The 21864-nt window shown below is 50.5% G+C and carries 16 protein-coding genes; 8 read left to right on the top strand and 8 right to left on the bottom strand.

All coding sequences use genetic code 11. From position 1 onward, the window contains the following. Positions 1–17 precede the first annotated feature (17 nt). The 8 genes from M3087_RS09395 to M3087_RS14370 all read left to right on the top strand — a co-directional run bounded on the left by M3087_RS09395 (position 18) and on the right by M3087_RS14370 (position 10315). The gene (locus tag M3087_RS09395) at positions 18–161 is read left to right on the top strand and encodes a hypothetical protein (RefSeq protein WP_022384650.1); all 144 of its coding nucleotides are present in this window, start codon (positions 18–20) and stop codon (positions 159–161) included. Then, positions 151–3498, top strand: a complete 3348-nt coding sequence (locus tag M3087_RS09390; protein WP_249095255.1) for a SusC/RagA family TonB-linked outer membrane protein — start codon at positions 151–153, stop codon at positions 3496–3498. The genes M3087_RS09395 and M3087_RS09390 overlap by 11 nt, the downstream gene beginning before the upstream one ends. Before the next feature lie 25 nt (positions 3499–3523). Continuing rightward, positions 3524–5005 (top strand): RagB/SusD family nutrient uptake outer membrane protein, encoded by a 1482-nt coding sequence (locus M3087_RS09385; RefSeq protein WP_249095253.1) that lies wholly within the window; start codon positions 3524–3526, stop codon positions 5003–5005. A gap of 19 nt (positions 5006–5024) precedes the next feature. After that, positions 5025–5846, top strand: a complete 822-nt coding sequence (locus tag M3087_RS09380; RefSeq protein ID WP_249095252.1) for a DUF4843 domain-containing protein — start codon at positions 5025–5027, stop codon at positions 5844–5846. A gap of 23 nt (positions 5847–5869) precedes the next feature. Then, positions 5870–7456 (top strand): PKD-like family lipoprotein, encoded by a 1587-nt coding sequence (locus M3087_RS09375; protein WP_249095250.1) that lies wholly within the window; start codon positions 5870–5872, stop codon positions 7454–7456. 97 nt (positions 7457–7553) lie between these two features. Continuing rightward, complete coding sequence (locus M3087_RS09370; RefSeq protein WP_249095247.1) at positions 7554–8651, top strand: thioredoxin family protein; 1098 nt, start codon at positions 7554–7556, stop codon at positions 8649–8651. A gap of 109 nt (positions 8652–8760) precedes the next feature. After that, positions 8761–9768 carry an IS1634 family transposase gene (locus tag M3087_RS14375; protein WP_317236695.1) on the top strand — a complete coding sequence of 336 codons (1008 nt, stop codon included), beginning with the start codon at positions 8761–8763 and terminating at the stop codon, positions 9766–9768. After that, on the top strand, positions 9695–10315 hold the full coding sequence (locus tag M3087_RS14370; protein WP_317236694.1) for a transposase: 621 nt from the start codon (positions 9695–9697) through the stop codon (positions 10313–10315). Before M3087_RS14375 ends, M3087_RS14370 begins: the two co-directional genes overlap by 74 nt. A gap of 170 nt (positions 10316–10485) precedes the next feature. Here the strand turns inward: M3087_RS14370 and M3087_RS09360 are convergent, their stop codons facing one another. From M3087_RS09360 to M3087_RS09325, 8 genes are all read right to left on the bottom strand, one after another. Beyond that, the gene (locus tag M3087_RS09360; RefSeq protein ID WP_249095245.1) at positions 10486–11595 is read right to left on the bottom strand and encodes a TlpA disulfide reductase family protein; all 1110 of its coding nucleotides are present in this window, start codon (positions 11593–11595) and stop codon (positions 10486–10488) included. A 21-nt stretch (positions 11596–11616) separates the two neighbouring features. Further along, entirely contained in the window at positions 11617–13284 is a 1668-nt protein-coding gene (locus M3087_RS09355; protein ID WP_249095243.1) for a PKD-like family lipoprotein, read from the bottom strand. Between the two features lie 31 nt (positions 13285–13315). Beyond that, the gene (locus tag M3087_RS09350) at positions 13316–14062 is read right to left on the bottom strand and encodes a DUF4843 domain-containing protein (protein ID WP_022384641.1); all 747 of its coding nucleotides are present in this window, start codon (positions 14060–14062) and stop codon (positions 13316–13318) included. A 20-nt stretch (positions 14063–14082) separates the two neighbouring features. After that, on the bottom strand, positions 14083–15696 hold the full coding sequence (locus M3087_RS09345; RefSeq protein WP_022384640.1) for a RagB/SusD family nutrient uptake outer membrane protein: 1614 nt from the start codon (positions 15694–15696) through the stop codon (positions 14083–14085). Positions 15697–15708: 12 nt separating this feature from the next. Next, positions 15709–19077, bottom strand: a complete 3369-nt coding sequence (locus M3087_RS09340; protein ID WP_249095240.1) for a SusC/RagA family TonB-linked outer membrane protein — start codon at positions 19075–19077, stop codon at positions 15709–15711. A 351-nt stretch (positions 19078–19428) separates the two neighbouring features. Beyond that, positions 19429–20598 (bottom strand): FecR family protein, encoded by a 1170-nt coding sequence (locus tag M3087_RS09335; RefSeq protein WP_249095237.1) that lies wholly within the window; start codon positions 20596–20598, stop codon positions 19429–19431. A 48-nt stretch (positions 20599–20646) separates the two neighbouring features. Beyond that, positions 20647–21138 carry a sigma-70 family RNA polymerase sigma factor gene (locus M3087_RS09330; protein WP_262918939.1) on the bottom strand — a complete coding sequence of 164 codons (492 nt, stop codon included), beginning with the start codon at positions 21136–21138 and terminating at the stop codon, positions 20647–20649. Between the two features lie 447 nt (positions 21139–21585). Next, positions 21586–21804, bottom strand: a complete 219-nt coding sequence (locus tag M3087_RS09325; RefSeq protein WP_249095234.1) for a TlpA family protein disulfide reductase — start codon at positions 21802–21804, stop codon at positions 21586–21588. Positions 21805–21864: the final 60 nt, after the last annotated feature.

Genomic DNA, 21864 nt, shown 5'->3' with positions numbered 1-21864 from the left:
GTAAAAGCAAAGACCAGATGGACCATGAACAAACACAGCCGGCAGGCTTCGATGCTTCCGTTTGGAACGCGGAGAAGCTGGCGGAGCACCCGCACTGGGTGCATGGAGAGAAAAGACTATGTAATGAATTCATAAACCAAATGACTGACTATGAACAGTAGCAAACGAAAGCTTTTCAGCTTAATTCTGCTGGGTGTCTTGGGTATCCCGGTTTCGGCGCAAGACATCGACACGGTGTATAAGAATACACCCATTGAACAAGTGTTTTCTGACTTGAGGGAGAAAACAAACCACGAGTTTGTCTATCAGAAGCAGATTCTGCAAGGGGTGAAGCCTGTGACCTGTACCCTGAAGGACAAGCGGCTCGAAGAAGTGCTCAACGAAGTGCTGAGGGGCACGGGACTGACGTACGAGATTGTGGACAACACGGTGATTATCCGCAAGGCGGAGACCAACCGCAAGACACAACAGACCCACCGCATCTACGGTACGGTTATCTCCAAGGACGACGGACTGCCCATCATCGGTGCTTCCGTACGCTTGTTGGGAGCGGACAACGAGGAGACGACCTTCGGTACGGCAACCGACATTGACGGACGGTTTGAAATCACGGGCTTCACGTTCGGAGCAAACTATAAGGTGCAAATCTCCTACATCGGCATGAAGACGCAGGTGCTGGCAGCCAATGCCGACATGCACGTGGTCCTGGAGAGCGATGCCCAGAAGTTGCAGGACGTCGTGGTGACCGGTATCTTCAAGAAGGCGAAGGAAAGCTATACGGGTGCCGTCTCGACTGTCACGTCCGAGGAACTGGACATGTTCAAAGGGCAGAACCTGCTCCAGACATTGAAAAACATTGACGCTTCTCTGAACTTTGCCGTGAACAACATAGCGGGTAGTAACCCGAATGCCCTCCCGCAAATCAACATCCGTGGTAATTCGTCGCTGCCGATGAGTGTGCAGGAGTTCAACGAAAGTGCCTCCAATGCCGTGAACACGCCGCTCATCATCATGGATGGCTTTGAAATCTCGCTGGAGAAGCTTATGGACTACAACGACGAGGAAATCGAGTCCATCAATATCCTGAAGGATGCTGCTGCCACTGCCATCTACGGTTCGCGCGGTTCGAACGGCGTCATCGTCGTCGTGACCAAACAACCCGAGCCGGGCAAGCTCCGCGTGAATGCCGAGGTCGGTCTGGACTTCGAAGTGCCCGACCTCACTTCCTACGACATGCTGAATGCACGGGAGAAACTGGAGCTGGAGAACTCCCTGGGGCTCTACACGTCGTCTCTCCCTGACAATACGGTTACTTTCCAGAATATCTATAACCGCCGCTTGCGCAAGGTGCAGCAAGGCGTTGACACTGACTGGCTGAGCAAACCGGTCCGTACCGGAGTGGGTTCGCACTACAACGTTCGTCTGGAAGGTGGTAGCGAAGAGTTCCGTTGGAGTGCTACAGCCAACTACAAGGATGTGGAGGGTGCCATGAAGAACTCCTCGCGCCGCACGTTCAACGGGTCTGTCACCTTGATGTACACCGTGAAGAACTTCATCTTCAAGAACTATACTTCCTACGGCATGAGCCGGAGCACCGAGAGCAACTACGGTTCGTTCAGCGACTACGTGGCACAGCAACCCTACAACACCCCCTTCGATGAGAACGGCGACTACGTGGAGTTCTTCGAGGCATTCCGTGGTTCCAGCTGGGGGCGTGGAGATTTCAACCCGCTCTATGATGCTTCGTTGGGCTCGTTTGACAAGAGCGGTTACGAGGAGCTGACCAACAACTTTGCCGTCGAGTGGAACATCCTGCCGGAGCTGACCCTGCGCGGACAGTTCGGCATCACGAGCACCACGAACCACAGCGACGTGTTCCTCTCGCCGCGTGACTCCTACTTTACATCCGACACGAACACTTCACCGGAATACTCTACCGACGAGGGCTTCTTCCGCCGTGGTTCGTATGCCTACGGCACCGGGAGGGACTACAGCTACAGCGGTAACCTGACGCTTTCCTACTCGAAGACCTTTCTGGACAAGCACCAGCTCTATGTCGGTCTGGATTACTCCATGAACCAGCAGGACGGCTATTCCTATACATTCAATGTCGAGGGATTCTCCGATGAAAACATGAGCTTCCTGGGCAATGCCCGTCAGTATGCCCTGAACGAGCTCCCGACCGGCAGCAAGACCCTGCAACGCATGATGGGCTTCACGGGCAACGTCAACTATACCTACGACGGACGCTACTATGTGGACATGTCGTACCGTATCGATGGTAGCTCCACCTTCGGAACGGACAAGAAGTATGCTCCCTTCTGGAGTGCCGGTATCGGATGGAACCTGCACAACGAGAAGTTCCTTGCCGGCAATCCGACGCTGAACATCCTGCGTCTGAAGGCTTCCTACGGACAGACCGGTTCGCAACAGGGTTCCGGTTCGGGAGCGACCACCATCTTTGCCTACGAGACCGGTAACAAATATATGAACTGGACCGGTGCCACATTGAGCGAGTGGGGTAACCCGCGACTGACGTGGCAGACCACCGACGAGTTTAACGTCGGTCTGGAGTTCGGCCTGTGGCAGGGACGCATCAAGGGTGAATTTGACTTCTACACGAAGACCACTTCGAACCTCCTTTCGCAGATGGATATCCCTCTCTCCATGGGCTTCCCTTCGTACATGGCAAATGTGGGTGAAGTGAAGAATCGCGGCTTTGAAGCTTCGCTGAGTGCCTATATCATCCGTGACCAGGCACGCGAGCTGAACTGGATGGTCAGCGGGCAGCTGGTGTATGACAAGAACTGGGTGTCCAAGCTCTCGGAAGCTATCAAGGAGCAGAACGAGGCGATGCTGGCAGATGAGGACTATGAGGTGGCAAACCTGTTCTATGAAGGACGTCCGCAGAACGGTATCTATGCCGTGCGCTCCATGGGTGTCGACCCCAGTACGGGACGTGAAATCTTCCTCGACCGCGATGGAAACCTGACGACGACCTGGAAGGCGGGAGACAAGGTCTACCTGGGACCGGGCTACCAACCCTACCGCGGTAACTTCGGCACGATGCTGATGTGGAAAGGACTGACGCTGAACGTCTCGTTCAACTACTATTGGGGAGGCAAGGCATACAACAGCACCCTGGTAGACCGTGTGGAGGTGACCACCAGTACGTTGGAGTCTTCCAATGTTGACAAGCGTGTATACACCGACCGTTGGATGCAACCGGGCGACGTGACTTTCTTCAAAGGCTTCAGCAACGATGGGACGCAGGCTACCTCCCGCTTCGTGATGGACGACAATGTGCTGGAACTCTCGTCCGTCAGCCTGCAATACCGCTGGGACAGTGACTGGATACGCCGCTATGCCGGTGTGCAGAGCATCACCTTCGGCGTGAACATGTCCGACCTCTTCCACTGGGGCTCCATCAAGATGGAACGCGGAACGAGCTATCCCTATGCACGCAACATTCAGGGAAGCATCAAATTCTTATTCTAAACTCACTTAAAAACAGCAGAACACTATGAGAAAGATATACATACTAGTCCTCCTCCTGACAGCGTTCGGTGCTTCTTCGTGCAACGACTGGCTGGATGTACGTCCCGAGACCGAGCAGAAGGAAGACGACCAATTCTCCACGTACAACGGTTTTTGCAGTGCCGTGACCGGTCTCTACATGCTCATGGGGAGCCAGGACATCTATGGCGAGCGGTTGAGCATGACCAACATCGAGTCGTTGGCGAATCTGTGGAACATGACGGACAACACGTACCGGTATGAAGACTACTACCTGATGAAGCACGACTATGAGAATGTGACCTATTCACAGGCTGCCATCAAAGCCATCTATGCCCAGCTCTTCAACACCATCGTACAGGCAAACGTTATCATCAAGCATGTGGACGAGCAGGGTGACGTCATTTCGGACCCTGCTGTCCGTGCCACGATTCAGGGCGAGGCGTACGGCATACGCGCTTACTGTCACCTGGATGTGCTGCGCCTCTTCGGTCAGGTGCCGGGAGGAACGGAGCAGGTGTCGCTCCCTTATTCAGAGACAACCAGCATCGACGAGATGCCGGCATACTACACCTTCGATGAGTTTGTCGGCAAGTTGAAACAGGACATTGAGAAGGCAGAATCCCTGCTGAAGGACAATGACCCCGTGTTCCAATACTCCTTTACGGCGTTGAACAGTGGTTCCAGCAGTTCGGTGGACGACTTCATGCTTTACCGTCAGTCGCGCATGAACTATTGGGCAGTGAAAGCGCTGGAGGCACGCATGTACCGCTACCTCGGTGATGATGCCAATGCCTACCGTGCAGCCCGGGAAGTCATCGATGCCACGTTGGACGGCAATCCCGTGATGACCATGAGTGGTACGCAGGACTTTGCATCCGGTTACAAGCTGTGTCCCAATGAATGCCTATTCTATCTGAGCAAGTATGACGTGATGGATTATTCGCAGGAGTTTCTGGTGGGTGGCAGCAGTACCAGTTTTGATGAACGAAACAACCTGGGGCTTACTTCGGCCATGCATACCGAGCTTTTCAGCACCGTCAATCCCAACTCCAACAACCGTGCCGGTAACTGCTGGCGCAACAATGTGCCGAACAGTGGCGGACAGATGATGTCCGTCTGCATGAAGTATTATTGGAATACGGATGTGTCCAACGCCATGCTTTACTACCAGATTGTTCCGATGCTTCGCATGTCGGAGGTCTACCTCATTGCGATGGAGAGCACCACAGACCTGAATGAGGCGAACAGTCTGTACAACATGTACATGCTGGCACACAACGTGCCCAACATGCCGTCGTTTACTTCTGCCGATGACCTGAAGGACTTCATCGTCGACGAATACCGGCGCGAGTTCTATGCCGAAGGACAGATGTTCTACACCTACAAGCGTCTGAACAGCACCTCGATGCTGTGGCGCGACGAACCGGTAGGGGAGAGCGAATACATCCTTCCGTTGCCTACAACCGAATATAATCCCAACCGTTAAACCCTTGTTTTGAAGACTTATGAAAAGACTCATTCATACACTGTCCGCCCTTGCCTGTCTGCTGGCAACGGCTTCCTGTGAGAAGGACCTCACCCCGATTGTCCTAGAGGAGCCACGGCTCAACTTCATCTACTACAACTACAACGGAGAGGTGACCCTTGCCGAAGACATTGAAGAGAATATGCTGGAGACTGCCTACTCATTTGCCTTACGCAGTGCCACCGTCGGTGAAGAGCTGACCATCGACACGGTATGGTTTGAAGTGGGGACCATGGGACGTCTGTTTGACTACGACCGTCCGGTAGAGCTGGAGCAGATATCCACCGGTGAGGCCGATGCTGTTCCGGGCGTACATTTTGTTCCCTTCGACGACCCGCAATTGCTGTCGAAATCCTTTATCCCCGCCAATCAGAACAAGGCGCTCATCCCCATCGTGGTGCTGCGTGATGCTTCGCTGGATGACGGCAATGTCAACTTGCAGTTCACCTTCAAGGACAACGGCTACTTCAAGCCGGGTTACGAAGCCTTCTCCACCCACACGCTGGTCATCAGCAGCCACATGGCCAAACCGGCTAACTGGGATACTTATTATGGCGACAACAACTTTGGTACTTATACTGAGCTGAAACACCAGTTGATGATCGAATGGACCGGAAACAGCTGGGATGAGGATTATCTGGACGAACTGTTTGCCGGCGATTCGAACTACGTCACCTACCTCAGCCAGTGGTTTATCGAAAAGTTGGAGGAAGAAAACCAGAAACGTCTGGATGCCGGACTCGACATCTACAGAGAACCCAACGGCGAACCGGTATCTTTCGACCCTGAACCCTGGTACTAATCATCACTAAAACGCATAGAATCATGAAAAAGATATTCTACCCCTTACTGTTCATGCTCCTCTCGTTTTCCGCCTGTACGGAAGATGACTCCACTCTGGCTACGCTCGACGTCAGCGACATTGTGATTGAAAACCTGGAAGAGGAGTACAGCGTCCGTTCATACGTCGGTGTCAACCTGAAGGATGTCATCAAACCGACGGTCCAGACAGCTTATGCAGCAGACGACCTGACGTATACCTGGTATCTGTTTGATGCTACTGCTGTTAATATCGATTACCGGGATTATCTGATATCGACGGACAAGGAGCCTGATTATGTCGTGGAACTTCCTTCGGGAGACTACCGGGTCGTGCTCGAAGTACGTGCGCAGAGTAATGATTTTGCGCAGTACGCTTCCGTCCTGTTGCACACCTCCACCAGCTATTCGCAAGGTTTTTACATTCTGAAGGAGACGCCGGACGGCAATACGGACCTTGACTGCTACAACGAAGAACTGCTGACGGATGTCATAGAAGTCGGCACGGGTGCCCCCATGAAGGGAAAGCCCTGTAACCTGTCCATCCTCTATAATGGAGAGTATGTCGACCCGGGAAGCAACGAACTGGCTGTGGACAACTTCGTTCATGTCACGACGGAGAGCCGGGATTACAAGGGATTCCGTTCGGAGGACCTGACTGAGGTGTTCAACCGCGACAACCTGTTCTTCAGCGGTCCGATGGATGACAATGAGATTCCCTACGGTTATTTCATGGCTTACTTCTACCAGTGCTACATCTCCAACACCGGCATACGTTCCTACGGGGCAGCCTTCTCCGGTGAGGCTGAGAGTACCGGTAAACTGGGATATCCCTATTGTGCTGGTGGCAGCAAGTTCGTCCAGATTATCGGATGGACCAACGGAATCATGTATTGGAGCAACACTGAACATCGGTTGATGATTGCCGACTTCAATGTGTCCTCTTCCACCGTTGCAACCGATACATCCGGGGAGGATATCCAAAGCGATTATCCGACGGACCTGGAATGCCTGGCTTCCGGGGTGAATTCCACCGGAGGTACCAACATCGGATGGTTTCTGTGCGAGTCGCCGTCCAAGGATGAACGCTACCTGATACAGAGCAATTCGTTGGGAAATGCCATCGAACGGATTGTCACCCTTGACCCCTCTCTCCATCTGGCAAAGAGCGACATCGTGGCGGCTAACGGACGTACGGCTTCCTACATCTACTGTGTGGACGGGAACAAGTTGTATGCCTACAGTCTGACACAGGGTACGGAACTGGAAATTCCGTTGACCGGCATTCCGGCGTCGGAAACCGTGACCTTCGTGACCAACCAGTATCTCGGCTTCCTGGGGATGATAAGCGCGACGTACAATTTCGACGCATTCATTGTCGGAACGCAGGAAGGATACAATTACAAGCTGTATTTCTATGAAGAAGAGCAGATGAACGGCGGACAGCCCATTGCTGCCCCGGGACTGACCTTGGAAGGTACGGGCAAGGTGAAGTCGGTGCGCTATCTCTCTCCGCAAAAGGATATCACCGGAAGTAACCTGGGATTTGAGGAGATGATGGGCAATACGAACACATTCCCCTTCTCGGACTAATCTGACAAACCAGCTGTCAGTTGGCAAGGAGTGGACCTGGCCGTTCGTCTCCTTGCCAACTGTAACCTGCAAAAGTTGAAAACCTAAAATAACCTGTATGAAAAAACAAATTCTCACAGCCCTGGCAGCCCTCCTGGCACTGCCGGGTCTGGCTCAGACCAATTTCCGCTCCATCACGTTTGATGAAGCACTGGCAGCCGCCAAGGCTGAAAACAAGATGGTATTCATTGATTTCTACACCGACTGGTGCGGCCCCTGCAAGGCAATGGCACGCGACGTGTTCCCGCAGAAGGCGGTGGGCGACTACATGAACGAAAAGTTCGTCTGCATCAAGCTTAATGCCGAAAAGGAAGGAAAGGAGTTTGCCGACCTGTACAAGGTGGAATACTTTCCGACGTTCATAGTGCTTGATACGGACAAAAAGGTGATTGTCACTAAGATTGGTTTTGAAGAGGGACAGTCGTTTATTGATGACCTGAACCGTAAGCTTGACCCGGAAATGAGTCCTGAGAAGCTGAAGGCACGCTACGACAGTGGAGAACGTACACCGGATCTGATATCGGCGTATGCCTCACTCAAGATGGCGGAATTGCGTGAAAAGGTGGGCAAGACCATCAAAAGCAAGGAAGTCTTCAAGATTGTCTATGACTATTACAAAGACTTGAGCGATGCTGACCGCCTGTCCCCGAAAAATCTGTTCGTTTACCAGCAGTATGTGGAATCGCCCACCGATGAACCTGCCCGCTTCATGGTGGCTCACCGGGACGAGTTTGATGCCAACACGCGTGTAGAGATAGACAAGGTGCTCTCCAAACTCTATCAGGCACAGGTCTATGGATACTTCTCAGGGACGAAACCCTATGACGCAGCGACCTATGAGCTTATCAAGAATGAAATCAACACCCTCGGTTTCAATGCTGATAAAAAATATGACAACTGTTTCCGCTTCATTGAATGCCATGCCAAGGGAGACCTGAATGCCTACCTTGATTTGTGCGAAAAGGAATATCCGTCGTTGGATGAGCGTCAGCAAAGTTCGCTTGTCGTACATTTTGCCGGACTGATTAAGACCTATGATGCGGCTATCCGTCAGCGTGCTGCAAAGTTCCTTCGCAGTCACGTAGCCGAGATGAGTGCCGGCAACATGTTTTTTGTGGCTGACCAGCTGATGGATCTGGAAGGTCAAAAGCATTAAACCCAAATCGCCTGACTTCGTCACTCAAAAAACCTCAATATTATAATTGATTGATAAACAATATTTTGTAATTTCGTATCACCCATTTTAGGGTGACACGGCACAAAAAATGTTTATACGTAAAAAGAAATACCCATCAGGCAATGTAGGTGTCATAGTCGTTGAAAAGGTCAACGGCAAGATGAAGGAACTTACCACTATAGGTTTAGCGCGTCATCAAGAAGAAATAGATTCTCTGATAACGAAAGGTCGTAAATGGATAGAGGCGGAACAGGAACGCCGCCATCCACGGCTGGATCTCTTCGGTGAGGAACGTAAGAAGTGTGATGCAGAACTTCTGAATGCCGAACAGATGCTTTCGTGCATAACCAACATCTCCATCAATGGAGCGGACCTGATACTTGACCGTGTCTTTGACAACGTGGGCTTCAACAGGATAGATGATGAGGTGTTCCGCCAACTTGTAAAAGCCCGCTTGTCTTATCCTGCAAGCAAATCTGCCACAGTGGAGTATCTGAAGAATCATTTTGATGAAGATGTCAGTCTGTCGAAGATCTATCGTTATTTGGACAAACTGAGCGATAACCAGCATAAGATAGTTCAGGACATAAGCGTCCTTCACACAAAGAAGATTTTAGGCGGCCATATCGGTGTGCTGTTTTATGATGTCACCACACTCTATTTTGAAGCGGACTATGAGGACGAGCTTCGCAAAACGGGTTTCTCCAAGGAAGGGCGTCACCAGAACCCTCAGATTATATTGGGACTGTTGGTCAGCATTGGCGGCTATCCGCTTGCGTATTGCATCCATGAGGGCAACAAGTACGAGGGACACACGATGCTTCCGGTAGTGACGGAATTTGTCCGGAAATATGAGCTGGAAGATTTTATCGTGGTGGCTGACTCAGGGTTGATGAACAACGATAATATAGCCGACCTTGAAGCAAACGGTTACAAGTATATCATCGGTGCGAAAATCAGGAACGAGAGCAGGAAGATACAGGAATGGATACTGGAGCAGCCTAAGACAGACTGCCGGATGGTTGAATACGATAAAGGCAACGGGCAGAGGTTATTTCGGATATACGGAAGACCGTGCCCGAAGGGATGCTTATAACCGGGAGAAAGGGATACGCCGTCTGGAGAAGGCATACCGCAGAGGTACTCTTACCAAAGACAATATCAACAAGCGCGGATACAACAAGTTCCTGAAAATGGAAGGAGATGTGAAAGTGACCATCAATTACGAGAAACTGGAGAAAGATGCGAAATGGGATGGTCTCAAAGGATACCTTACCAATACGAATATACCTGTCAATGACGTATATGCCGCCTACCATAACCTATGGCATGTTGAAAGGGCCTTCCGCATATCAAAATCAAAGATTGAGATAAGACCAATGTTTCACTTCACACGGCGCAGGATAGAAGCCCATGTCTGTATCTGCTTCGTGGCCTTGAAAGTTTACAAGGAATTGGAACGTCTGCTGAAACTATCCGGCATAAATATGAGTGTGGACAAGGTGCTCGAACTTGCTAAAACTATAGTGACTATACAGATTACATTGCCTCAGAACAAGCAGACAATCAACAGAACTATGCTGATGAAACGCCATCAACGCATTGCGCCATTGTTCACAGATGAATTTTGGGTGACACGTTGACGAAGTCAGGGCGGAATAAAGGGATGTCCTCCGGACGATTTTTCATCCCCGCAAACAAATAAGACCCATGCCGCGCACGGCACAGCATGGGTAGTCAGACGCACAAAAAAAGCGGTCTGTCCACCAACAACAGCAGACAGACCGCAGACAAAAGATTGCCATCTCAGGCGCTATTCATAAATCTCCTCCAACTTCTTTTGCAACTGGGCACCCCGCAAACCGGAAGCCACAATCTTTCCATCCGGCCCTATCAAGAGTGTCGCCGGTATGGCACGTATGTCATAGAGCTGGGCAGCTTCACTCTTCCAAGCCTTCAAGTCTGAAAGCTGGGGCCAAGTCATGCCCATCTGCTCCACAGCCTTTGTCCAATCCTCTTTATTGGTATCGAAGGAGACACCTACAATCTCGAATCCTTTCGGATGATATTTCTCATAGAGCGACTTCACCAAGGGCATTTCCTGCCGGCACGGCCCGCACCAGCTGGCCCAGAAATCGACCAGCACGTAATGCCCCTTGCCTGCATAGTCAGACAACTTCCGCGACACCCCCTGCATGTCAGCCAATGCAAAGTCCGTGAAAGCCGCTCCAGCAGCTTTCCGCTTCGCACCCTCAAGCTTGTGGAAGGTCGACTTCAACAATGCATTTTGCTTGTAGGGATAGTCACGCAGATACGTATCCAGAAAATCCATGCCCAAGACATCGTCATAGTTGAAGATGAAATAAGCCGGGATAAGATTGTCCTTGTTGTCCAGGATACCCTGCCGCAGGGCATGCATCTGACGCGCCGAGACATCCTCCCATTCCTTGTCCAAACGTTTCCCGATGGAGTCAGGCAACTGTCCACCATACTTTTCGGCCAGCGTCGTAGCCTCCTGCTGGATGCGGCGTTGGTCCACCCCGCCCTGATTGATGGCGTCCGTGATGGCCGCCATGCAGGCATTGACATCCGAACCTTCGACCTTCACGCCGCGGTCGAGCACCACCTGAAGAGGAGTCTCGTCGAGGACAAATGCTGCCACGACATTATAACCGGTCGCCGTCCCGCAGATGGAGGCCAATTTCGGCAACGTAGCCGTGCCCTTGAGGACATACGTCCCGTTCTCACAAGCGGCGCTGTCCAACACCGCGCGGTCTTCAATCGAAAACAGATAGACCTTCTCCGGCTTAAAGCCGTTAGCCTCCTGCTTGTTGACGAAAGTCACTTGGTAGCCGGTCTGGGCTTTCAGCAAGCAGCCGGCCGCCAAGACCATTGATGTCAATATGCTTCTTTTGATATTCATAGCTTTGAAATGGTATGGTCCTTAATTATTGAAACTGTCACAACCTGGAGAACGGAGTCCTAACTGACGAACATTGAGCACCTTTCCTCCTACATTGCCTTTATACAGCAACCGCGGGAAATCATACGAGGTAATGTCATAGACGAGCACATCGCCATTTTCACAACCAACGAACAGCTGATCGCAGTTATAGACAGCAAGACTAATCGAAGTAATCGGTGAGGTCACTTCCGTCAAAGGCATCGTACGATACTTGACGCCAATCGACAAGCCAGAACCGTCATACAAGAAATAACGGACTTCATTGCCTTTAGTGAAAAATATGGTACGTGCAACCACCTTGCAAGTTGCCGGCGTACGATTACTTCCGCTGGAAAGAATGCACGACGAGGAATCCAGCAACTCGGGAATCGGCATATCAGCATATCCAAAATGAAAAGCACCAGTATTTAATCCAAGCCCTTTCATAAAGACTGCAAAGTGTCTAAGCTGAGTAGTCGCTACGCCCGGTTCATTATAGAGGCAAACGAAAACCATATTTCCACCCAGCAAACTGGGGTAATACCTGTGAGGACCGATGTAAAGGATTTCAGTTCCCTCCGGGAAACAGTTCACTGGAGCACCATAAGCCGGCGTACCTGATAATGGTACAATTATAGGACGGAACACACTCGTATAGTCCTCGCCGACCTGCGTCATCTCCACACTGGCAATCATGACACGACGGTTTTTCTCGTCGTAACAAGGAATCATTTCATTGTAGTTGGTGTTCCAAAATTTCGTAACTTTATAGCCTTTCTCATCCACAAAATACGGTTCAGTCAGGTATTTGCCTCCCAAGTAATTCCCGGACATAAGACGGCAGTAAAGTTGTCCGTCGGCCGTGGCCAGGAACGTTGCAGGCTGGCGATTTTCTGTCGCGTCGTAATCGGCCCGGGCCACGAGCTGGAAGTTGGCAGGCGTGCCATCCAAGAACTCGTCCCCTTCAATCTTGCCATATAAAGACATGTCCTCGGCGTCCAGTTGAAACCCGCCCTCATTGGTAATCACGGTAATGGAACCGTTCTGACCGACATGTCTGTCATACGCCCAATTCATAGTCAGCGGTTTGCCGGGAATGGAACTTCCGTCATTGCTTTCTGCATAAGCATCCTGAACAAGGTCGTACTCAGAGACGAGTTGGCCATTTTCCGACTTCGAGTATTCACGAACGACAGACACACGAGCCTTGCCGTTGTCATCCACCAGCAGAACCCAGTTGCCTTCTGAATATTTCGGATTAAACCACACCAAGATGTTAGCCATGTACTTCACACCGGTGTTCTTTTCCACGATATTGAACGTTCCGAAAGTACCCATAGCACCCGAACACTCCGTAACACCGGCTTTTTCCATCAATTCATACGTGCTCATGGTCACCTGGAGTCCCTCGGCCACAGGTTTTCCATTGAGAATCCACTCGTAGGTCACATTCTCGGCCCGTGTCAATGAATCGGTGTCCCATGTAAAAAGCCCCTTTCCATCCAATGTTACATCATATCCCTGATAGGCATAGTATCGGGATGGTTGTGTATTGTCGACCAGCCAGCGAGGAGGATTCATTTCGCGGTAGTCATAATTGCCTTCATCTTCAAAACAAGCTGTCAAGACCAGCAAGCTTGCCAGCAAACTATATACAAGTTTATTCATAATCTTCATTATCTTTAGTTTGTAACTTATCTTATAGCGGCACATCTATCAAAATGCCATCTTCGTAAGTCGGATTCATAATCAGCCATTCCTTGAATTTCATAACCAACTTGCGCGCCAAGTCGGGCTGCTCTTTGATTACATTTTCATTCAAGTCTTCAGCACCCTCAACATTCTCCAGGAAGAGTTTATACTTCAACGGAGAGTATTTGCCGAGCAGGTAAGTTTCCACCTCCTCATTCCACCACAACGGACGAACCGGCTCTTTGGAAACCCAGATGATGGCCCGTGAGCGTTCATATTGTCCGACTTTCATCTCTTCAGTCGGCACGATTTCCAGCACCAGACGGTAGCCACCGTCCACCTCATCCAAGTGTGGCGTGCGGTTAAACTGAATATGAATGGTGTCCTGCATACTGGTGGCATTGTCCGGCACAGGCATTGCACGGAATATGTACTCATCTTCCAAGGTGTAGTCTTCAGGAAGAGCAGTCGTCAGTTCGTCCACGACGCGCAAACGGAAAGGCGTGTCTTTCTCTACCTTACGCCCGGCCAACACGACAATCAAATCAGCTTGCTGGTGCATGTCGGTCGGATGGTTGAAGTAGAAGGTGATTAATGTGGAGTCGGCTGTTTCCGTTCCCGCGATGGCGTCGCGCCAGAACTTCTCAAAATAGACCATGCGTTCCTCGCCAAACACCATGATATCTTGTTCCTCACAAGCCGTCATCAGGAATCCTCCGATGACAGCTATCAAAAGCGTTAGTTTTCTTATCATGACTTTACAGTTTGTTTATATTACATATTTTGATTATCAGGAATAGGCAACATGTATTCCGATTTGTTCAACTTGCGGCTTGTGTTGCCAATCTTCACTTTTGCTCCCAAACGCTTGTATAGGTAGAACAGCTGTCCCTCCGAAATCCATTCGCGCTGGGCGTCGCGAATCATGTCTTGCAAGAATTGGTCCAAGTCGTTCCTCTCCTGCAATGACGTGTCAAGCCCTCTGGCACTACGGATGGTGTTCAATATGTTGTAGGCTTCGGTAAAATTACCCTGACGCGCATAATGCTCGGCCATGATGTAGCGGATTTCCGTAGCACGAATAATCGGCAATGTCTGTACGTTTTTCGTGCGGATGCTTTCATCTTCGCTGCAATACCACTTGGTGGAAACCCGATAATCACTGTTCCAAGCAAATACATTATAGTCTGGAGCAAACAGCAAGAATCTGGCACGAAAATCTTTATCCCTTTCATCGGTGCCGTCCGTTGATTTGAATATATCTTGCCCTCCCAGGTCAACAACGAACCAGCTGGGATTTCCTCCTTGTTCGTCCGAACGCTTTTGGAAAAACGTTCCCAAGCCGTAATCGATGTAAGCGTCCTCGTTGTACAACGCAAATATCAAGTTGGAGACAATCTTCAAGTCGGTCCTTGATTCATTGTTCTCAGCAGAATTCATTATTGTCCAATCATCAGGAGTAAACATCATATAAAGCATATTGTTGGCTCCAGCAGCCTTGAAGTTCATCACCTGCTCTGCACATTCAAAAGCCAAATCGTCTTCACCCATATATTGATAAACACGAGCCAGCAAGGCAGTTATGGCATAGTAATTCAAACGATAACCCCGCTCCAAGAAGAAGTCGTCCACGCTCGCACCCTCATCTGCAGCGCCTTCCATACCATACTCCAATTGATTATAGAAACGAGCGTTAGCCGTAGCATTGGCACTCAATCCAAGAGCTGTCGTATCGATACGCGCCGTCAAACGTTGTGCTTCCTTGAAGTCAGCCACGACCTTTTCCAAGAATGGTTTTACTTCGATGGCTTCCGGCTGGATGTTGGGATATACATCCACGTAGGGTAAATATTTACCTGTTTCATTTTCGATGGGAGCAGGAGCAAACAGTCTGCACAAGTCAAAGTGCATCAAGGCACGGCAGGCATAAGCCTCTCCCAAAATCATGTCGCGCTCCAGCTCGCCTTCGGCAAACTTGTTCGGGTCCTCATCCTTGATGTTTTGAATCAGATTGTTGGCATTGGCGATGGCATTATAACCGTCCTTCCAGATGGCATCAATCGTCTCACGCAGGTCCACATTATAATAATTAAAATCACGTGCTTCCCGATAAATGGTATTGACACTCGTCCCACTGGAAGACATCCAGTCCCAAGTATATTGCTGAGAGATACAGTCAACAATGCCAAACTGCAATTCTACCCCATAAAGGTTCTTGGAAGTCATTGCCTTGTACACACCGCTCAACATCGTGCGATAGCCGTCGCCTGTTTCAGTCAGCTTGTCATTCGTGGCTTGTCCTTCAGGTTCAATATCCAGCCAGTCGGAACAAGCCGTCATGGCAAACAAGGACAGCAGTAAGTATATGCTTGTATATATTTTCTTCATAAGATGTTATTTTTAAAAGCCGAGGCTCAGAGTAAAACTATAGTTCTTTGCATACGGATAACTTGTACCACGTTCTTCACGGATAGTCGACCAGCGCGCCAAGTCATTGGCGTTAAAACGCAAGCCTAAAGACGAAAGATGTAACCGCGACACAAGCTTCTGATCGAAATCGTAACCAATCGAAAGGCTGCTGAACGACAAATAGTCATTGTCCTGCACGAAACGCGATGTGGGCTGCGTCTCTACATCAGACTTCATATCATAATACGGAGCTAAATCACCAGGACGTTGCCAGCGCTGGGTCAGCACACGGCGGTCAACGTTGCTATTCTCGATGTCAGCTTCTTCCACCTTGGAAAGCAGCGTCTCATTGTAGTCCTGTCCGCCCCACTGGTAAAGGAACGTCGTATTCAGATAGAATCCTTTCCAACCGATATTGATACCAAACGAACCCTGTGCTTTCGGGCTTTTATCACCACACACTACAATGTCGGCCGAGTTCCATGTATGCGTGACAGAGCCATCGCGCTTGCGGAACATTTCCTTACCGGTCGAAGGGTCAATACCCAAAGAAGGAACGGCATAGATGGCAGTCGTCGACGCTCCTACATAATATTGTGTCAGCGGCACAAACTTCAAATCTGCATATTCTTCGTTGTCAGCATTCTCTCCACGGCCGGCATAGAAATCTTGCACTCTTTGATTGTAGGCTGCAGCATCTTGCCCCAATTCTGTGATACGGTTTTTATTTGCAGCCATCATGAAGTTCAAGGCTACTGTCCAATCTTTATCTTGATAAGGCACCACATTCACTTTCACTTCATAGCCCTTGTTGAGGATGGTTCCGGCATTGGTGTAGAACGTTTCAAAACCGGACGAAGTACGGATATTCAACTGAGAAAGCTGGTCGGTAGTCTCCTTGCGGTAGTAGTTTGCCTCAATAGACAAACGACGCTTGAACATCTCCAACGTAATACCAAAATCCCACGTACCAGTCTTCTCCCAAGTCAATGCCGGGTTTCCAAGAGCTATCAACGTATTGGCCGGAGTGGACGTATACCAGTCATCGGATGTCTGGTAAGTGGAAACAGCGGCATAGGAAGGGAAGCTCACATTTCCTGTCACACCGTATGTCCCACGCAAACGCAGCGTGTTGATAATCGGGTTGTTTCTCAGGAACTCATAATTATGGATGTTGATACCAAGTCCGACCGACCAGAACGGAGCAAAACGATCGTCGCGTCCAAACTTGGACGAACCATCCATACGAAACGAGAAGTCGGCCAAATAGATGTCGTCATACGAATAGTTCACCGCACCTAAAAGACCCACCAGACGGTCTTCGCTTTCTGACACTGAAGCCTTGTCCGGCTGGTCAGCGGCATAAGCCGGCGAATGCAAATTGCTCAACTGAAATCCTTTATAAAGGATATTCGTATTGGTACCTTTACTTGCCTGCGCATTCAAACCTGCCGTCGCATTGATGAAGTGCTTTTTGATGGCTTTGTTGTAATAAAACAACGCATTCACGTTCCACGTATAAGAAGTGCTACCCGTTGTCTGGAGCGTTCCTTTCTCCTTACTCGAAACGCTCGCAAAGCTTGGATCTTTAGGGTCTACGTAAGTCTCTGCGTTTGAATCCGTGCGCGTGACGGAAAACGAGCCTTTGAAAAAGAATTCTTTCGTGAAATAAAGATTAATCATCAAATTATCTGTCAAGTCGCTCAGCGTGGTACGTCCCGAATAACTGCCCAAACTACGAACTTGATAGAGCGGATTGGCTATATTGTTTGAAGATTTCAGTGTCTCCAGCAAATTACCATCGTTGTCATATGGAGCGTAATAAGGCTTCAGGAGAGTATACCTGGAAAATTCACCCCAAGGCGAGTTTTCCGACCGTGTTACCGTATAGCTCACAGAGTTCATCACCTGCAACCATTCGTTGTAACGATAGTCCAACGTCAAGCCCACGCCATACACATCACGATAAGAATCCTTCATCGCACCATTGTGCGTATTATAGTTCAAATCAACACTGTAACGGATGGACTCCACACCACCTGACAGGTTCATGCTATGCGTCTGGTTGAACACATTGCGCACGGGCTGGGCCAGCCAGTCCGTCTCCACGCCGCGGCGCACTTCGTTCATCAATTCGTTGTAGCGGATGTCATGCAAAATTTGCTCTCCCGGGTCATCTCCCGTAAAAAGACCCGCAGCCCGTTCCACCTGCAACATCTCCTCGGCATTACAAAGGTTATAGTCCGAAAGGTCAGGAAACTCCATTCCGCCTGTGAAGTTGTATGTCACGCGCAGTTCGCCCGGCTTCGGAGCGACGGTCGTCACCACGATGACGCCATTGGCAGCACGCGAACCGTAAAGGGCCGTAGCGGCAGCATCCTTCAGGATGGTCATGCTCTCGATGCGGTTGATGTCCATATCGTAGATTTTCTGCACGCTCACCTCAAAGCCGTCGAGGATGAAGATGGGAAGGTTCGGGTTGTCCGCCAGATTCGTACGTTGCGAGCGGCGTGCCGACTCCACGTCAAGGCCGCGGTTCATACCGATACTGCTCTCGCCGCGGATGGTAAACTCCGGCAAGTTGTTCGGGTCAGAACCCCAGAGATTGGCTTCCTTCAGACGGAAGGATGGTTCGAAAGCTTGCAGAGCGGCGATGGCATTCTTATTGTTCGTCTTCAGGAGCTGGTCTTTCGTCACCACGGTGGCATTTCCCGTGAAGGCATTCTTCTTCAACTGCTGGTAACCGGTCACGACCACCTCGTCCATCATCTCCGCATTTTCCTCCATCGTCACATTGACGTTGGTGCGTTTGCCCACACGTTCTTCCACGTTTTTCATGCCTATCATGGAAAACAACAAGGTGTGGCCCTCTGCCGGCATATCCAGCGAATAGTTTCCGTCAAGGTCAGTAGCCGTGCCTGTCTTTGTGCCTTTCACCAAGATTGACACGCCGGGAAGCGGATTGCCCGCTGCGTCGACCACCTGGCCGCGGACCGTTTTCTTGCTTTGTTCGGCTGCTGCCGGCACACCTTTCTTGGGCACGATGTAGACGAACTTGCCCTTGATGGAGTACGTCAAGGGCAGTCCCTCCAAAAGTTGCTTCAGCACGGTCTCGATGTCGCCAGCCTGCACCTTGCGGGTCACCTGCAATCCTTTCACGTCGTCATGACTGAACATGAATTTGTAGTCGGTGCTCTTTTCCAACTGGCGGAACACTTGAGACAACGGTTTTTGAGTCACCTCCAGCCGAATCTCTTCTTTTCTCTCTTGCGCCTGCGACTCCGTCGTCGGCAACAGCGTGAGACTGGCCAGCAACAGGAAACTATAACGCAGACGATGTTTCAATGAAATAGGTTTCATGCCTTTTACTTTAATTAAACAAGTTTTCCCAATTAAAAACAAATGTTGTTTTAATTAATAGACGAACAAGCGTTTCAATCGGGCACGGTTGTTTGGAAGAAATTTCAGCAAGAGAGTGAAAAAAGAGCGTATTCGGACAACAAAAGTCGTCCATTGAAGTACAAACCCGGCTATAAAGTGTTAAAAAGAATCTTTTTCACGTCGCCGAAAGGCGAATGAGGATGTACGAGAGGAGATTTTAAACAAAAAGACACGGAGGCACAGAGATTTTATGCTATGAGTTCACGACATATTCTCTCTGTGCCTCCGTGTTTCTGTGTTTTGAAAGACTGCGCTTTGACACAGCGGCACTCAGTCGATATGGACAACACCGTTTTCAAACCGGGCGCGGACTTTCTGCATGAGGTTCAGTTGGTTCAAGGCCGATTCGATGCCGTCGCTGCGCTTGCAGAAATAATGCAGGCGGAGCAACATGGCCTGGGGATTGTCGAACACGACATCGACATTGTACCAACGCCCTATCTGCTGCATGATTTCGGACAAGGGCGTGTCGTCGAAGAAGAAATAACCCTCTTTCCAATAGACATAAATGTCCGTGTCCACCCTGTGGATGTCAAACGAACCGTCGTCATTCAGGCTCACATCTTCACCCGGCTTCACACGCACATAGTCGCCGCCGCCCGTGCCGCACACCTCCACGCTGCCCTTGACGAGCGTCAGGTGGGAGCGTGTGCCGGAATGGTCGCTCAGATTGAATTCCGTCCCCAGCACGCGCACCTGCATACGGTCGGTCTCCACGACGAAGGGGATGCCGCCGGCCTTTCGCGACACCTGGAAATAGGCCTCGCCTCGCAGGCTGACTTTGCGCTCGCCGTTACCGAACCGCGCGGGATATTGCAGGCGGCTGCGCTCGTTGAGCCAGACCACTGTCCCGTCAGCAAGAATCAGCTTGAAGTCCTTTCCCGAAGGCGTGGACAAGGTGTGAAGTTCATCAGGGACGGTCTTGTTGTCAGCAGCATAAGCCAGCGTCATCGTGTCCCGGCGGGATGCCACGCCCTGAAGCGCGGACAGCTGCTTGTCGTCTGTCACGTCAAGAGCCAACGCTCCGTCGCCCGTCTCCAGGATGACATCGCGGGGCGCATCCGTAGACTGGTAGACCATCACGGCTTCCGGCTTGTCCAGATAGCCGGCCCACCACAGTCCGGCCACCACGAGCACCGCGGCAGCGGCCGCACCTGCCAGGCTGCCCAGCCAGAACTGCCGCCGCGGACGTCCTCCACGAGGCCTGTTGCGCTTCTCGAAACGCTCCCACTCCGCCCCGACATCCGGCTTTGCCGCAGCCCGCCGCCCCATCGCGTTCTTATACTTATAGAGGAGCTTGCAGGCTTCCAGCGTCTCAGGGTCGTCCATCTGCCGCTTGATGTCTTCGGGCGACTCGTCCCCCGTCTGTTCCATCAGATGAAGAGCCTTTTCCAACGATTCGGATATTTCTTGTGGTTCTTTTTTATCTCTTGAATCCATAGTCATAGTCGTTTTTCATTTAATAAGACGTTAAGGCAGAAGAAATGGCTACCTCTTTTCTGTTTTTTTAAGCATTCCGTCGCGCAGGACCTTCAAAGCCTTGATGATGTGCTTCTTCACCGTGCTGGTGCTTATCGACTTTTCCTCGGCCACTTCCTTATATTTCTTCTTTTCCAGAAAACACCCTTCCAACACCTGGCGCGTCAACGGCGAGAGCTTGTCCAATATCTTGTAGACCTCGGACATCGTGTCTTCTTCATCACTGTATTCATCCCATTCTTCGGCAAACATGCTGGTGTAAAAGTCCACATATTTTTTCTTCACCTCTTGTTTCCGCAGGCTGTCGATGCATTTGTTGCGCACGGCGGAATACATGTAAGCCTTCCAATTCCTGACATTCTCCTCCCTATGATTGTGCCACACATACTCGAAGCAGTCGCCGACGATGTCCTTGCTCGCTTCTTCGTCTTCCAGCATGTTGTAGGCCAAATAATAGAAGGTCATATAAGACTCCTTGTAGAATTGCTCAAAAGCAACCATATCGTTCAACAATTTTCTCTTTACGGGTTCCGTTCTTTTTCTTTTTGCGGTACAAGATAACACAATTATTTCAAATTTGCCAAAAAGCATGAAAAAACATGTCATTCCAAGCCCCGCGTCCCACGCCTCTTAACAGCGTCCGGGAGCGGAAAGGAGGGTAAGCGACCACGGAGTCCTTTCCGCTCACGGGCGGAAAGGAGGCCGCCCGCGGGCCGGATGAAGGGTGCTCAAGCGAAAGGAAAAGGCCTCGCCGACGGGAAAACAATAGATTGGAGAACAAGGCCTTATCCGAAAAGCATTCCGAGCCATCCGAGACGGCCAAGACGCGGAATGGCGGACAGCCGTTCTTTGGAAATAAGCATACAAATAAAAAAGGCCCGGCACGCACTGCAAAAGCAGCCATGCCGGGCATCCCTAAAAAACAATCATGTAAAAGCTTATATGCTGTTACTTCAACAGTTCAGCCAGTTTCTTGGCCAAAGCCTCGCCGCGCAGGTTCTCACCCGCCATCACGCCCTCGGCGTCGATGAGATACATCGCGGGAATGGAGCTCACCTTGTAGAGGTCAGCCACACTGCCATCGTCGAGGAAGTTATGCCACGGGAGCTGCTCTTCCTGAAGTGTCTTTTCCCAGTCGGCCTTCTTTTTGTCGATGGAGATGCTCACGATGTCCTGACTTCGTCACTCAAAAAACACAAATTTCATAACTGTCTGGCAACCATAGTC

This window comes from Mediterranea sp. ET5, from assembly GCF_023337025.1.
Taxonomy (GTDB): Bacteria; Bacteroidota; Bacteroidia; order Bacteroidales; family Bacteroidaceae; genus Phocaeicola_A.
The sequence above is the reverse complement of the archived record's forward strand: the minus strand, read 5'-3'. Positions and strand labels throughout refer to the sequence as shown.